We start from the raw sequence: 15047 nt of genomic DNA on the forward strand, positions 1-15047 counted from the left end.
CCTGCAGTAAAAAACGCTTACGGCGAGCACCGCTGGTATCCACCCCCTGCAGCAGTTACAGCGCCTTCCAGACCCGTGTACACCAGCTTGCCCATCTGCTGACGACTCAGGGTGTTCAGGCCGGTGATGTGGTCGCGGTGCTGGACTGGGATAGCCACCGTTATCTGGAATGTTTTTTTGCCATTCCGATGATTGGCGCAGTCTTACACACGGTGAACGTGCGACTGGCACCGGAACAGATCCTCTACACCATGGATCATGCTGAAGACGTGTTTGTATTAAGCCATCAGGAGTTTCTGCCACTGCTGGAGCCGCTGGCGGCAAAACTACCCCACATCAAGGGTTATCTCTTGTGTCAGGATGCGCCGGAACAGGTGCAGACCTCTTTGCCACTGGTTGGTGAATACGAAAGCCTGCTGGCACAACAGCCGCAGCAGTATGATTTTCCATCCTTTGATGAAAATGCCGTTGCCACGCTGTTTTACACCACCGGCACCACCGGTAATCCCAAGGGGGTGTTTTTTACTCATCGACAACTGGTACTGCACACCCTAGGTGAAGCCAATATCCTGCAGGCCCCCGGTTTTGAATTACTGAACCGTGACAAGGTGTACATGCCCATCACCCCGATGTTTCATGTTCATGCCTGGGGCATTCCCTACACGGCGACCCTGATGGGCTGCACCCAGGTTTATCCGGGTCGTTATGAACCGGAAATGCTGGTCAAGTTACTGGTGAAAGAGAAGGTCGATTTTTCACACTGTGTTCCTACACTGCTGAACATGGTGGTGGCCGCTGATGCCATCAGCTCCGGCAAGGTAAAACTACAAGGCTGGAAAGTTCTGGTGGGCGGTAGTGCCTTGCCGCAAGGTCTTGCCAGCAAAGCCTGGGATCTAGGTATTGATACCCGCACCGCTTATGGCATGTCAGAAACCTGCCCACTGCTGACTGCTGCGGTATTACCCAAAGACATTAATGACGCGGATTTTGATACCCAACTACCGTGGCGCTGCAAAACCGGCGTTGCTGTGCCATTTGTGGATCTGCAGGTGGTAGATGAATCCGGCCAGCCGCTGCCACAGGATGGTGAAAGTGTTGGTGAAGTCAGGGTGCGTGCACCTTGGCTGACTCAGGCTTATTACAAGGAAGAAACCCGCAGTGAAGAGTTGTGGCAGGATGGATGGCTGCATACCGGTGATGTCGCCACCCTTGATGAACGGGGTTTTCTGCAAATCCGTGACCGCATCAAGGATGTGATCAAAACAGGTGGAGAATGGCTCTCCTCGCTGGAGCTGGAAAACCTGATCAGCCAATTCCCCGGCATTGCCGAAGTGGCTGTTGTGGGTGTGGCAGACCCCCAGTGGGGAGAACGCCCTGCGGCTCTTGTTGTGGCAACAGATCCATCCAACCCACCGGAAGCCGCTGCCATTCAGGCTCATTTACAGCAGTTTGTGGATACAGGCAAGATCAACAAATGGGCGATTCCAGAAAAAATCCTGCTGGTGGATCAAATCCCCAAAACCAGCGTCGGCAAACTTAATAAAAAGTTGATTCGCCAGGAACTGGTCTAGCAAATTCCGCGTAAACCCTCGCCCAATCGGGCGGGGAGCAGTCACCTCCCCTCCAGCACCACAAAGGCCAGCGCCATATCCCGTTCATCACTAATGGAGAGGTGAATGCACTTCACGCCCAGTTCAGCAGCCAATTCCGCAGCCTTGCCGGTTAGTTGCATCAGGGGTTTGCCCAGTGGGTCATTGCTGACCTCCATCTGTTGCCAGCTCAGGCCAGCGCGTAACCCAGTACCCAGGGCTTTAAGCAGCGCTTCCTTGGCGGCAAAACGTTTGGCAAGGTAAGCAGCGGGGTTGCCCGCTGCCTGCATCGCATCCTGCTCAGCGGGGGTCAGCAGCCGCTGGGTGATCGCTGCACCACGTCGTTGCAGGAGTGCTTCAAAGCGCTCGATTCTGGCCAGATCCGTGCCAATTCCTAACAACATCAGTCGCGGAAGTTGATGTACTGCAGCGGCATTTCGAGTTCCGCCCCTCGCAGCAGTGCCATCACCTGTTGCAGATCATCACGCTTTTTGCCGGTCACACGCACCTGATCTCCCTGAATCTGTGCCTGCACCTTGATTTTTGAATCCTTGATCATTTTTACAATCTTTTTAGCCAGCTCGGTTTCAATACCTTCCCGCAGTTTAATTGGCATTCTGGCTGTTTTATTGGCTTCTTCCACCTTGCCTTCTTCCAGGCAGCTGATATCAATACCCTTGCGTACCAGTTCAGCCTGCAGAATCTCCAGCATTTGTTTAACCTGAAACTCAGCCTCGGCATGAAGCACCACTTCGTTTTTGCCGGACTGCTCAAAGCGGGCATTCACTCCTTTAAAGTCAAAACGGTTACCCACCAGACGATTGGCCTGATCAATGGCATTGGTGACCTGGTGTTTGTCCAGTTCGGAAACTACATCAAAAGAAGGCATACAGAACTCCCGGATGTTATAAACAGGAAAAATATGCGGGATATTATACCCTCGCAACCCAGTGATCGGATAAAATCTTGCATCAAAGTTTCAGTGGCGTTAAGGTGCCCGGCTTGATCTTTCTGGAGTGACCATGACGCAGCGTAGCTGGTACGTAATTCAGTGCAAGGCCAAGGAATCCTTTCGCGCCGCTGAGAATTTGCAGAATCAGGGGTTCGAGATTTTCCACCCTTTCATACAGGTTGAAAAGATCCGACAAAACAAGCTAACCCTGGTGGATGAACCGCTGTTTCCTTATTACCTGTTTATTCACTTAAGTGATGTGACAGACAACTGGAGACCCATCCGCTCCACCCGTGGAGTGTTAAAGCTGGTCACCTTTGGCATGAAGCCGGTTAAAGTTGAGGAAGAGCTGATAGAGCAGCTCAGACAACGCATTCAGCCGGAACCGCAGAATTATCTGAAAGCCGGTGATCAGGTATTGATTGATGATGGTCCGTTTAAGGGACTCAAAGCCATTTTTACCAGCAAAAAAGGCGAGGATCGCGTTATCCTGCTGCTGAACTTGTTGCAACAGCAGCAGCGACTGGAAGTACCCGTTACTGCGGTTCGCCCTGTTTGATCAAATCATAAAGTCGCTGATGTTCCACCAGCTCCAATTTTAAAGAGCGAGCGGCTTTTAGCAGGGTGCCGGTGATGTAATCAATTTCAGTGGCACGACCTGCCTCCACATCCTGCAGCATGGATGACCGATTGGCAGCGGTGGCCAGAATCACCTGCTCAATGCGATAAGCCAGTCCACCTTCCGGCTCACTGATACCCAGACGTTTAAACACCTGCAGAATTTCCTGACAGAGTGCATCCACCAGGGGTTTAAAGTCCCGTCCTGCCAAAGCACCATTCTGCACCCGATGCACCGCAGTTAATGGGTTAATCACGGCATTCACTGCCAGCTTGTGCCAGAGCACTGGGCGTATGGGTTCTGCCACTTCGGCATCCAGTCCGGCCACGGTTAAACGATTCACCCAACTGGCTGCCGCCTGCTGATCCGCACCGCTCCAACGACCCAGCAGTGTTTTGCCCTTACCAGCATGAACCACCGCAGCGGATGACTCCAGATAAGCACCCTCTGTAACACTGGCTGCCAATAACGTCTGAGTTGGTTTAAGCAGATCGGCCACCTGCGCTTGACTGCCCAGCCCGTTTTGCAGCATCAACACCTGGGCATCATCCTGCAAATAGGCACACCATTCTTTTAGTGCTTCAACAGCTTGTCCTGCTTTGGTGGTCAGAATCAGATGCTGGATACTAAGCCCTTCATGGGGCTGACTGATTACCCGCATAAAAACCCGTTTAGACAGGGCTGCTTCCCCTTCTCGCAGCGTGACACCCAACCCCAGTGCACTGGCCTGTTTTGGTTTGACCAACAGAGTCATAGGTCGACCGGTACGTGCCAGTCGAGTGGCATATAACAAACCCAGTGCACCGGCACCCAGAACACAAGTTATCTGCGGTTCCATCATTTTCCAAGCTCCTGTCTTGCCTTGATCAAGGCCTTGTACCATTCCCGTTTGGGTGCTACGACCACGGCAGGCCGCAGGCTTAAAAAGCTGACTGGGTTGTTGGTGTTGCTTGCCTCATAATTGGATAACATATCCAGCATTTGTGGTCTTGCACCATAAGCATCAATCAGAAAATCACGCGCTTCTTCCGTCAGATCCACCCGATAGTGTTTAACCAGTGCCACTGCCAACCGCTCAGCAGCATGGCGCATATCCTGTTGTACTTCACGTGCCATGGCGGCACCCAGCGCGGCTTTTTCTGCCGCACTCATATCCGGTTCCAGTCCACCCAGGTAGGTAGCATTGGTGGCATTTAACCCTCGTTGAATGGCCGGTCGTGACAACTGGATATGAGGCTCCAGTGCCAGTGCCACTTCAACTGCCAGCTGCCTTGCACCTTCCAAAGTCAACGGGCGAGAACGACCATCCCGGCGGGTAAAAAAACGCCGACCGCGTTTTTCCATCTGCTCACCCTGCAGGTAAGCCACCAGATGCTGACAAACCGCAACCTTCTGTTCATCACTGAGTGAGACCACTTTTTCAAGAATACGCAGACCACTGCGACCCGGCCCCAGGCGCAGCTGGCTGGCAAAATCACCAAACCGTTCAGCCAGTTCATTCCATGCATCCGAGGCGTGTAACAAGCTGGCATGTGCCTTACCCAACTGCTGATAACCCTGACGAGCCGCTTTATAAAGGTTCAGGGATTTGCCCAGTACATCAGCCTTGGTGCGCAAGGGTGTCAGGCTGGGCAGTGTTCTGTAACGAGACTGGCGTGCCAGCTGTAATACCTCACCAGCCAATTGATCCATGATTTCTTCTATCCGCTGAATCAGTTCCTGAGCCGAAAGGCCGTTGGGTAACTGCTCATGAGTGGCTTCATCGGTTTCTACCAGAAACCCTGCCAAAGCGCGCATCCGGTTGCCACCACTGGCTTGGGCAATCCGGTAATGACTGCGGCATTCTTCCAGTTCATCCAGTGCCTGAGCCAGCTTCCATTGACCGGAATAACTGAAAATCAACATGGGGATTTCCCGCCCGTTGATCAGCTCAAACACCAGAATCAGCATTTCTTCAACATCCTGCAGTGTCATCAACAGCAGGTTGTCTTCTTCAATGGCTGCCAGTACCCGCTCGATAAAAAATTCATCACGCGGAACCCCTTTTTCCAGTTGGGGAGCTTCACCACTAAAGCGTTCACGCAACACACTGGCTGCTTCGGGTGAAACTTCATTCAGCCACTGCAAGGCGCCTTCAATTCGTTCACGGTGCTGGCGGTTAAGATCCCTGACACGGGAATAAAGACCGGCACGGCGATAAGTCTCGATCCGCCCAAGGATTTTTGACAACTCACCATCACCAGTCAGCTCCTGTGCAGCAAAAGCTACCCCATCAGGGGTTAATTCAATACGCCGTAACAATTGCAACGCGGCTTCTCGCTGGCGGGCTTCTTCTTCAAAACTTTCCACTATCAGATCACGCACCGCCAGAATCAGATCAGCCAGTTTGTCGATGGCTTCACTGACATCCTGCTGTGCCTGCTCCTTAACGTGACCCCGGGTCATGTCATAAACCACCTTGGCAAGAAAGGCGATCAGACCGGACAAGACCGTAAAGAAGAAGAAGTAAACCAGTGTCTGCATCGGTGGTGGTTTGCCGTAAGCCAGAAAAAAACCACCATACAAACCCAGCAAGGTGACCGGCCCAGCAGTCCACATGATGCTGAGCAGGTTACGCATCCAGTGCACACGATGCACCACCCGACTGATGCGTTCGATCTGCTCATTCCCTTCACGATCCAGCGAAACACGGGCACGGTGATTGGCTCTGTCCTTGTTTTTTCTGTTCAGGAAAAACCAGCGGATCATGGATCAACCCCCTTGTGCCCATCTGCCTCTTTACGTTCATCTACAACCGGAAAATAACGCATCAGCACCCACAAGAGTGGTAAACCGAACAAGGCAATAATGGCCGTGAGTACAAAAAACACCGCCCAGTCACCATCCAGACTGTCCACCATCCAACCACTGGATGCCGAAAGCCAGATTCTTGCCAGATTACCCAGTGAGGCCAGCAGTGCATACTGAGTTGCAGTGTAGGCAGAATTACAAAGGCTGGACAGGTAGGCCACAAAAGCTACCGTCACCAAACCGGTGGTGAAGTTATCCGAGGCCAGTGCCACCACAAACACCAGTGAAGACTGGCCGGAAACCGCCAGCCAGGAATAAGTCAGATTAGTTGCTGCTGTTGCCAGCCCGGAGACAAACAACGCCTTAAGCAGACCAATACGTGCCACCAGCACACCACCCAGCAGCACTCCAAGAATATTGGCACCCAGACCATACACCTTGGCAACTTCGGCTATTTCGATCAGTGAAAAACCCAGCTCGCGGTAAAATACACCGGACATACGCCCCAGCAGGGCATCACCCAGTTTAAAGATAAAAACAAATGCCAGTATCCAGATCCAGCCACGACGGCGGGTGAACTCAACAAAAGGTGCTAACAGGCTGACATAAATCCAGCCCAGAGCACGCCTCAGATGCACCGGAAGCTCTTTCCAGCGCTCCAGATGTGCCAGTGCCCGTGACTCTTCAGCCAGGGTTTCAGCAGTAGGTGGACAGTTGGGTTCCGGGCTCATCAGCACCGCCAGCATACCAATCAATAATCCGGCAGCCAGCACCATATAAGCCACATTCCAGCCGAAATACTGCGCCAGATATAAACCACCAGCAGCACCCACCAGTGTACCGCCCAAATGCCAGCCCCAGATCGCAGCGGCGGAACCGGCACCGTATTGATGAGGCTGCAATACTTCAATGCGATAAGCATCAATCACAATATCCTGGGTGGCCGACATAAAGGTCACAAACAACACCGCCAGCGCCACCATCAGCAGGTTTTTTTCTGGATTGGTCAGGGACAACAGCAGAATGGCAAGAATCAACAGGCTCTGGGTAAACAGTGCCCAGCCGCGCCGCCGACCAAAACGGGCAGAAAACCAGGGTAGTTGCAAACGATCCACCAGTGGTGCCCAGAGAAAATTGATGGCATAAGGGGTAGCCGCCAGTGCAAACAGACCAATTTCTGTACGGCTAACCCCCACATCACGTAACCAGATCGACAGGTTGGAAAACACCAGTGGTGCAGGCAAGCCGCTGGAAAAACCCAGCACCAGCAGTGTTAACATGCGTCGATCCCGATAGGGAGCAAACCAGAGCGCAAGACGTTGCTGCAAGGAGGTCAGGGCCTGGCTTTTCAGCATGGCTGAACAGCACTCTGCATCAGCATTTTCATTTCCCTTACTGCCTCAGCCAAACCGGTAAAAACTGCACGGGCAATAATGGCATGACCAATATTCAGCTCGTTGATCCCCGGTATCGCAGCAATAGCCTGGACATTGTGATAATGCAGACCATGCCCGGCATTCACAATCAGCCCTTTTTGCAAGGCATAAGCCACAGCCTGCTGAATGCGTTGTAATTCCGCCGCCTGCAACTCAGGATCTTCAGCATCAGCATAAGCACCAGTGTGCAACTCAATGGCGGGAGCACCTGCAGCAGCAGCAGCATCAATCTGTTGTGGATCAGCATCAATAAACAGGGATACCTCTGAGCCTATGGCAGCCAGACGCTGGCAGGCGGCGGTGATTTTTTCCGACTGCCCGGCCACGTCCAATCCGCCTTCTGTGGTCAGTTCTTCGCGCCGTTCCGGCACCAGACAAACATGCTCAGCCCGCAACTCTGTGGCGTAATCCAGCATAAAATCCGTGACGGCCATTTCAAAGTTCATGCGGGTTTGCAGCACTTGTTTGATCAGTACCACATCCCGCTCCTGAATATGGCGGCGGTCTTCACGCAGATGCAGGGTGATACCATCAGCTCCGGCCTGTTCTGCCAACTGGGCAGCCAGTACCGGATCTGGGTAACGGGTGCCTCTGGCCTGACGCAGGGTGGCAATGTGGTCGATATTCACTCCAAGCAAAAGGCGGCTCATTCAAGGCTCCAGTCAGATTTTTACACTTAGGTTAGGGATGGTTTTTTCATCTGCAGAAACAATTGCCGACTCTGCAGGGGTTTGTTGCCCAGTAAAGGGGTCAGCAGGCTGCGCGTCAAGACTTTTGCTGCCTGTCTGGTCGACTTTTCGCGCCAGTCATCTGCGGCAATCGCCAGCAGGCTGGCACCGGTCAGTCCGGATTGGTTGTTGTGGTTGCTGCAAGGCAAAAAACCCTGCTGCGGCAACCAGTGATACTCGCAGTTTGCCACCAGTGTTTGCCCCTGGGTATCCAGAAACTCCGGTGCCTGTCCAAGCTGTTCCAGCAGGCTGAGTTCAAAACGCCTGAGTGCCGGTTCACGTTGTTCAACATCCTTGAGTAATTCCAGCAGCAGGGAATAATCACGAAACAAGGCAGGACAGGGCAGACCCGGTAATAACAGGCGGCAGAGCAGCTCATTAGCATAGAGTGCGCACACCAGCGCCTCACCTTGTAACCAGTGAGGTGCCGAAGTGGCTTCAAGTCCCGTCAGGGTTTTTAATTCGTGCTGTCCGGTTAATTGGATCAGCAGTGGGGTGTGGGGTTGCAACAAGGCACGATAGCGGCTTTTGCGGCTGCGTACACCACGCACCAGTGCATCCACCCGACCGTCTTCCAGCGTCAGCAGCCAAGCCAGTGCACTGGTTTCCCGGTAAGGCCGGGAATGCAGCAGCCAGGCGGGCTGAAATTCACTGGCCCGGGACATACGGCTCAATCCAGTCCGGTGTAACCCAGACTTTTCAGGGCACGGTCATCATCCGACCAGTTGCTTTTGACCTTAACCCAGAGGTTTAACATCACCTTGGTTTCAAAGGCTTTTTCCATATCCAGCCGGGCATCACGACCAATCAGTTTGATTTGATTACCCTTCTCACCAATGATGATTTTTTTCTGGCCTTCACGTTCGACCAGTATCAGTGCATGAATGTGGAGTATTGCACCTTCTTGCTTGAACTTTTCGATCTCAACTGTGGTGGAATAAGGCAGTTCTTCACCCAGCTGGCGCATGATTTTTTCACGCACCAGTTCCGCCGCCAGAAAACGTGAGCTGCGATCAGTGACCTGATCTTCGGGGTAAAAGTGAGCCCCTTCCGGCAGACGCCTCTCTGCTTCCTGCACCAGCTGATCAACCTGTGTGCCGTTCAGTGCTGAAATCGGGATGATCTGATCAAAACTGCGTTTTTTGCTGATTTCTTCAATAAACGGCAGCAGTGAATTTTTATCTTCCAGCCAGTCCACCTTGTTGATCGCCAGAATCACCGGACACTTCACATACTGCAGGCGATCCAGCACCAGATCATCTTCCGGCATCCATTTGGTACGGTCGATCAGGAAAATCACCACATCCACATCACGCAGTGCCTGACTGGCAGCATCATTCATATAACGGTTGATGGCTTTGTCACGAGTGCCTTCCGCCAGATGCATACCGGGGGTGTCCACATAAATGGATTGCACATCACCTTCGGTACGGATTCCCAGAATCTGATGGCGGGTGGTCTGGGGTTTTTTGCAGGTGATGCTGATCTTCTGCCCGAGAATACGATTTAACAGGGTGGATTTACCCACGTTAGGACGACCCACCAATGCAATATAACCGCTACGTGTCTGACTCATTTAACCTCCAGCGCCTGCAGGGCTTTTTCAGCGGCTTCCTGCTCGGCAAAACGACGACTGGAGCCAATGCCCAGTGGTCGGTAATCCAGCTGTTCAATCACGCATTCAACAGTAAAGACTTGTGCGTGGGCTTCACCTTCCACATGAATCACTTCATAACGTGGCAGAGGTTGCTGGCGTGACTGCAAAAATTCCTGCAGGCGGGTTTTAGGATCTTTCTGGGTATCACTCAGTGTCATGGCATCCAGTCGTGGCTCAAACCAGCCCAGCACTCGTTCACGCACTACATCCATACCAGCATCCAGATAAATGGCACCAATCACGGCTTCCAGAGCATCGGCCAGAATGGATTCACGCCGGTAACCACCACTTTTTAATTCACCGGAACCCAGCCGCAGGTAATCACCCAGTTTAAATTCACGCGCCACTTCAGCCAGGGTTGCACCCTTGACCTGGCGGGCACGCAAACGTGACAGCTCACCTTCACGCGCCTGCGGAAACCGGTGATAAAGGTCTTCCGCAATCAGGAAGTTAACAATCGAATCGCCCAGAAACTCCAGGCGCTCATTATTTTTATTGCCGTGGCTACGATGGGTCAGCGCCAGTTCCAGCAACTCGGGTTTATTAAATTGATGACCTATGGCTTGGATCAAGGGTGCCAGATTTTGCTTCACTCAATACTCACTTAATTTTTCGGACATCACTGAAGCGCGGCAGACTCAACATGCTAGGCCAGTGCATCCATACTGCAACTGCCTTGCCCACCAGAGTGGTCTCTGGAACAAAGCCCATAACCAGCGGTGCACCACGCTGGTTCTCATAACCGGGAATAATCAGACAGCCAGTTTCATTGTGAGGCTGTCCCTGACACCAGAAGCGGCTGTCATTGCTATGGTCACGATTATCACCCATCACAAAATAATAACCGTCCGGTACGGTAATTTCCGGGAAATCAAAACTGCGGGCAGGATAGTTGTACACCTCATGGCTAACCTGATTCAGCTCTTCCTGATACAACCACTCACTCGGTGCATCCACTGGATACTTTTCCAGCAGCTCACGCTGAATCGGTTCCCCATTGATATACAACACCTTATCGATATAGGCAATCCGGTCACCGGCCACACCGATCACCCGCTTGATGTAGTTCAAACGCTCATCCAGTGGATAACGAAACACCATCACATCACCGGCCTGTGGATCATTCACTGCGAAAATTCGTGTATTGGTCACTGGCAGACGTACCCCGTAGGTGTACTTGTTAACCAGTATAAAATCACCGATTTTTAAGGTTGGCAGCATGGAACCAGAAGGAATCTGGAAGGGTTCATACAAAAACGAACGCAGCACCAGCACCAGAGCCAATACCGGGAAGAACGAGTTGGAATACTCCACCACCACACCCGGTTTGGTTTCGCCAAAGGTGCTCCGCGAGCGTCTTTTTTTCAGAACCAGCCGATCCAGTAACCAGACAGCTCCAGTGATCAGGGTTGCCAATACAAGTAGCAGCGAGAAATCCAGATGCATTGTTTATTTGTTCCTAGTTATCAACCTGCAACACAGCAAGGAAAGCATCCTGCGGGATTTCCACACGACCTACCTGCTTCATGCGCTTTTTACCGGCTTTTTGTTTTTCGAGCAGTTTTTTCTTACGGGTGGCATCACCACCATAACACTTCGCCAGCACGTTTTTGCGCAGTGCCTTGACGGTGGAGCGGGCAATAATCTGTCCACCCAGTGCCGCCTGAATGGCCACGTCAAACATCTGACGTGGGATCAGTTCTTTCATTTTCTCAACCAGCGCCCGGCCTTTGTTCGGTGCCAGATCACGATGCACGATCAATGCCAGTGCATCCACCTTTTCACCATTAATCAGAATATCCAGACGCGCCAGACTGGCGGTTTCAAAACGATCAAAGCTGTACTCCAGTGAAGCAAAACCTCTTGAAGCCGATTTCAGGCGATCGAAGAAATCCAGTACCACTTCCGCCATCGGAATGTCATAAATCAGCTGCACCTGACTACCCAGATACAACATATCCCGCTGCATACCGCGTTTTTCTGTACACAGGGTAATCACCGCACCCACCATGTCCTGAGGTGTAAGAATGGTGCAGCGGGCAATAGGTTCACGCATTTCGGCAACAGCGGATGGATCAGGCATGCGGGTGGGATTATCCACCTGCAGCAGATCACCATTTTTCATTACCACCTGATAACTCACCGTTGGAGCCGTAGTCAGCAGGTCAAGATTGTATTCCCGCTCCAGTCGCTCCTGAATGATCTCCATGTGTAACATACCCAGGAAACCGCAACGGAAACCAAAACCCAGGGCTTCCGAGCTGTCAGGCTCAAAAAACAGTGAAGCATCATTCAGTGACAACTTGTCCAGTGCATCACGGAAATCTTCAAAGTCATCGGATGAAACCGGGAACAGACCGGCATACACCTGAGGTTTGACCTTTTTAAAACCGGGTAAACGCTCAACATCCGGTGTTTTGGCATGAGTGACGGTATCACCCACTGGTGCACCATGGATTTCTTTAATGCCGGATACCAGATAACCCACTTCACCGGCACGCAGACAACCGGTTTCGACCCGCTTGGGTGTAAAAATCCCCACACCGTTGGCATCCCACTGCTTACCCGTGGACTTGATCAGGATTTTATCGCCCTTTTTCAGGGTGCCGTTCTTGATGCGAACCAGCGACACTACTCCCAGATAATTATCAAACCAGGAGTCAACAATCAGTGCCTGCAAGGGTGCATCTACATCCCCTTCCGGTGGCGGAATCTGGGTGACCAGTCGCTCCAGCACTTCCTGAATACCCAGGCCACTCTTGGCAGAACAACGCACGGCATCCGTGGCATCAATACCAATAATTTCTTCAATCTCTTTGGCCACTTTTTCCGGATCAGCCTGCGGCAGATCCATCTTGTTCAGCACCGGAACCACTTCCAGGCCTTGCTCAATGGCGGTGTAGCAGTTGGCAACAGACTGGGCTTCCACACCCTGACCGGCATCCACTACCAGCAGCGCACCTTCACAGGCGGCCAGTGAACGGGATACTTCATAAGAAAAATCCACGTGACCGGGAGTATCAATAAAGTTCAGCTGATACACCTTACCAGACTGAGCGGTGTAGTTGAGCGTGACACTCTGCGCCTTGATGGTGATCCCGCGCTCACGCTCCAGATCCATGGAATCCAGAACCTGTTCTTTCATTTCCCGGTCGCTTAATCCTTCACAAAACTGGATAAAACGGTCAGCCAGGGTGGATTTACCATGATCGATATGGGCGATGATGGAGAAATTGCGGATATGCTCAAGTTGACTCACGTTTACCTGCATCAAGATTCTGTCAGAAAAACATTAAAGGTACTGCAGCCGAAAAATCCGCCTGCAGTACCCGAAAAAAGTGCGGCAAAGTCTACCTGATTCAACGCAGCAAAGGAATGTCGGATGCAGTGCTCATCACTCCGGAATACGCACTGCAATAAACTGGGAGTTGCCACGGCGCACCAGACGCAGAGCTACTGACTGGTTGGCCGGAAGCTTTTGCACCAGCGTTGCAAACTGGGCGGGAGTTTTGATGCTCTCACCACCCAGCGATACCAGCACATCACCCTGACGTATACCGGCCAGAGCCGCCGCACCATCACGCCGCGCTTCCACCACATGCACGCCTGACTCTACTGACCAGCGCTCTTTTAGAGCTGCCGGCAGAATCTCAACCCGCAATCCAAGACGATCAACACTGGCAGGTTCTGCTGCAGGTTGTTCAGTCCGGCTGACCCGTGGTTCATCCGGGCGTTCACCGACCGCCACGTGCAGGGTACGGTGTTTGCCATCCCGCAGAATCAGAAACCGTGCTTTTTCACCCGGACGGATACGACCCACGGCAGGCGGCAAATCAGAAGAACTGTCAATGGCCTGCTTGTTCACTTCCAGAATAATATCACCAGTTTTGATGCCACCTCTGGCACCTGCACCCTGCGGATCCACATTGGCAATTAACGCACCCTGGGGTTTATCCAGACCAAAGGATTCTGCCAGATCACGACTGACATCCTGTATGGCAACACCCAACCAGCCACGACTGACACGCCCCTGCTCTTTTAACTGGTCAGCCACATCCAGCGCCACCTGCATGGGAATGGCAAAAGACAAACCCATAAAACCACCGGAGCGGGTGTAAATCTGTGAGTTGATCCCCACCACCTCACCCTTCAGGTTAAACAAGGGGCCACCGGAGTTGCCGGGATTAATGGCTACATCGGTCTGAATAAAAGGCACATAGGTTTCGTTGGGCAAAGCCCGCCCCTTGGCACTGACAATACCGGCTGTCACTGAGTGATCAAAACCAAAGGGGGAACCAATAGCGAGCACCCACTCACCTACTTTTAATGCATCAGAGTTGCCAATCTTGACCACTGGCAAGCCTTTGGCATCCACCTTTAATAACGCCATATCACTGGATGTGTCAGTGCCAATCACTTCCGCAATCAGTTCACGACGATCACTCAGGCGCACGATCACTTCATCCGCATTTTCAACCACATGGTTATTGGTGAGGATGTAACCGTCTTCGGAGATGATAAAACCGGAACCCAGTGACTGACGCTTCTGTTGTTGTTCAGGAAAAGGAGTCTGCCCTTCAGGCATTTCACCAAAAAAATGGCGGAAAATTTCCGGAATTTCACCGGGAGGAGCCAGGCCACGAGCCGAGCGCCGCTGTACCGTCTGAGTGGTACTGATATTAACCACCGCCGGAGCAGCCTCTTCAACCAGCTGAGTGAAATCCGGCAGTGCTCTTGCCTGCACAGAAAGGCTGGTTAGCAGTAAAAGAATAGTCAGTAACAAGTACTGCAAAAAAAATATCGGTCTTAACATGCATTCAGCTCCAGTTCAGTCATTCTCTGACAAGGATAGTCATTCCAGCTTTTGCACTAACTCTGGGCAGGATTTCTGTGCCAACCTGGAGGCCAGCAGTAATCCTGAAAATAAACCAGCCAGTGCACTAGCGGCTAGCAGTAATGCAGAAGTAAAACCCAGCCATTCAGCCAGCAAGGCTGATAACAACAATCCCAGCAAAGGCAATACAAATTGTAATACAGCAGCGCGATTTAACTCACCAGCATCCATGGCAACCAGCACCCGATCACCCGGTTGCAGCAGCAGCTGGGTACTCAGACGCATCAGCGGAGAGCGACGAGAAAACCAGCGCGACAAAATACCCTGCCCACAACCACCGGACAGGCTACAGGAACCACAACCCATGGTGGCACAGGCACGCAGATCCACCTGAGCGCCGACCACTGCAACCACTTCAGCTTCCTGAGTGACTCGGTTCATC

At 52.3% G+C, this 15047-nt stretch carries 15 protein-coding genes; 2 read left to right on the forward strand and 13 right to left on the reverse strand.

The features are described from left to right. Positions 1-32: 32 nt before the first annotated feature. Positions 33-1571, forward strand: a complete 1539-nt coding sequence (locus tag IBX50_RS05650; RefSeq protein WP_292254168.1) for a fatty acid--CoA ligase — start codon at positions 33-35, stop codon at positions 1569-1571. A 41-nt stretch (positions 1572-1612) separates the two neighbouring features. Here IBX50_RS05650 and acpS read toward each other — a convergent pair whose 3' ends face one another. Next, positions 1613-1993, reverse strand: a complete 381-nt coding sequence (gene acpS / locus IBX50_RS05655; RefSeq protein WP_292254129.1) for a holo-ACP synthase — start codon at positions 1991-1993, stop codon at positions 1613-1615. Beyond that, positions 1993-2478, reverse strand: a complete 486-nt coding sequence (locus tag IBX50_RS05660) for a YajQ family cyclic di-GMP-binding protein (protein ID WP_292254130.1) — start codon at positions 2476-2478, stop codon at positions 1993-1995. The genes acpS and IBX50_RS05660 overlap by 1 nt, the downstream gene beginning before the upstream one ends. A gap of 133 nt (positions 2479-2611) precedes the next feature. Between IBX50_RS05660 and rfaH the strand changes: the two genes are divergently transcribed. After that, a complete protein-coding gene (gene rfaH / locus IBX50_RS05665) occupies positions 2612-3100 on the forward strand; it encodes a transcription/translation regulatory transformer protein RfaH (RefSeq protein ID WP_292254132.1) in 489 nt (162 codons plus the stop codon). On the opposite strand, the gene IBX50_RS05670 is transcribed toward rfaH, so the two are convergent. The 11 genes from IBX50_RS05670 to IBX50_RS05720 form a co-directional block, all read right to left on the reverse strand. Beyond that, positions 3078-4001, reverse strand: coding sequence for a 2-dehydropantoate 2-reductase (locus IBX50_RS05670; protein ID WP_292254133.1), 924 nt, complete (start codon positions 3999-4001; stop codon positions 3078-3080). The genes rfaH and IBX50_RS05670 overlap by 23 nt on opposite strands. After that, on the reverse strand, positions 3998-5908 hold the full coding sequence (locus IBX50_RS05675; RefSeq protein WP_292254135.1) for a hypothetical protein: 1911 nt from the start codon (positions 5906-5908) through the stop codon (positions 3998-4000). The genes IBX50_RS05670 and IBX50_RS05675 overlap by 4 nt, the downstream gene beginning before the upstream one ends. Next, the gene (locus IBX50_RS05680; protein ID WP_292254136.1) at positions 5905-7305 is read right to left on the reverse strand and encodes an MFS transporter; all 1401 of its coding nucleotides are present in this window, start codon (positions 7303-7305) and stop codon (positions 5905-5907) included. Before IBX50_RS05680 ends, IBX50_RS05675 begins: the two co-directional genes overlap by 4 nt. Continuing rightward, positions 7299-8036: a pyridoxine 5'-phosphate synthase gene (pdxJ, locus tag IBX50_RS05685; protein WP_292254137.1), complete on the reverse strand. Its 738-nt coding sequence runs from the start codon at positions 8034-8036 to the stop codon at positions 7299-7301. Before pdxJ ends, IBX50_RS05680 begins: the two co-directional genes overlap by 7 nt. A gap of 26 nt (positions 8037-8062) precedes the next feature. Continuing rightward, complete coding sequence (gene recO, locus IBX50_RS05690) at positions 8063-8779, reverse strand: DNA repair protein RecO (protein ID WP_292254138.1); 717 nt, start codon at positions 8777-8779, stop codon at positions 8063-8065. A 5-nt stretch (positions 8780-8784) separates the two neighbouring features. Then, the gene (gene era / locus IBX50_RS05695; protein WP_292254139.1) at positions 8785-9690 is read right to left on the reverse strand and encodes a GTPase Era; all 906 of its coding nucleotides are present in this window, start codon (positions 9688-9690) and stop codon (positions 8785-8787) included. After that, positions 9687-10364: a ribonuclease III gene (gene rnc / locus IBX50_RS05700; RefSeq protein ID WP_292254140.1), complete on the reverse strand. Its 678-nt coding sequence runs from the start codon at positions 10362-10364 to the stop codon at positions 9687-9689. Before rnc ends, era begins: the two co-directional genes overlap by 4 nt. A gap of 7 nt (positions 10365-10371) precedes the next feature. After that, positions 10372-11217 carry a signal peptidase I gene (lepB, locus tag IBX50_RS05705; RefSeq protein ID WP_292254141.1) on the reverse strand — a complete coding sequence of 282 codons (846 nt, stop codon included), beginning with the start codon at positions 11215-11217 and terminating at the stop codon, positions 10372-10374. Positions 11218-11230: 13 nt separating this feature from the next. Continuing rightward, positions 11231-13042, reverse strand: coding sequence for a translation elongation factor 4 (gene lepA, locus IBX50_RS05710; protein ID WP_292254143.1), 1812 nt, complete (start codon positions 13040-13042; stop codon positions 11231-11233). 123 nt (positions 13043-13165) lie between these two features. Continuing rightward, a complete protein-coding gene (locus IBX50_RS05715) occupies positions 13166-14584 on the reverse strand; it encodes a DegQ family serine endoprotease (protein ID WP_292254145.1) in 1419 nt (472 codons plus the stop codon). A gap of 39 nt (positions 14585-14623) precedes the next feature. Continuing rightward, positions 14624-15046, reverse strand: a complete 423-nt coding sequence (locus IBX50_RS05720) for a SoxR reducing system RseC family protein (RefSeq protein WP_292254147.1) — start codon at positions 15044-15046, stop codon at positions 14624-14626. Between the last annotated feature and the right edge of the window lies 1 nt (position 15047).

The sequence above is a fragment of the Marinospirillum sp. genome, from assembly GCF_014859565.1.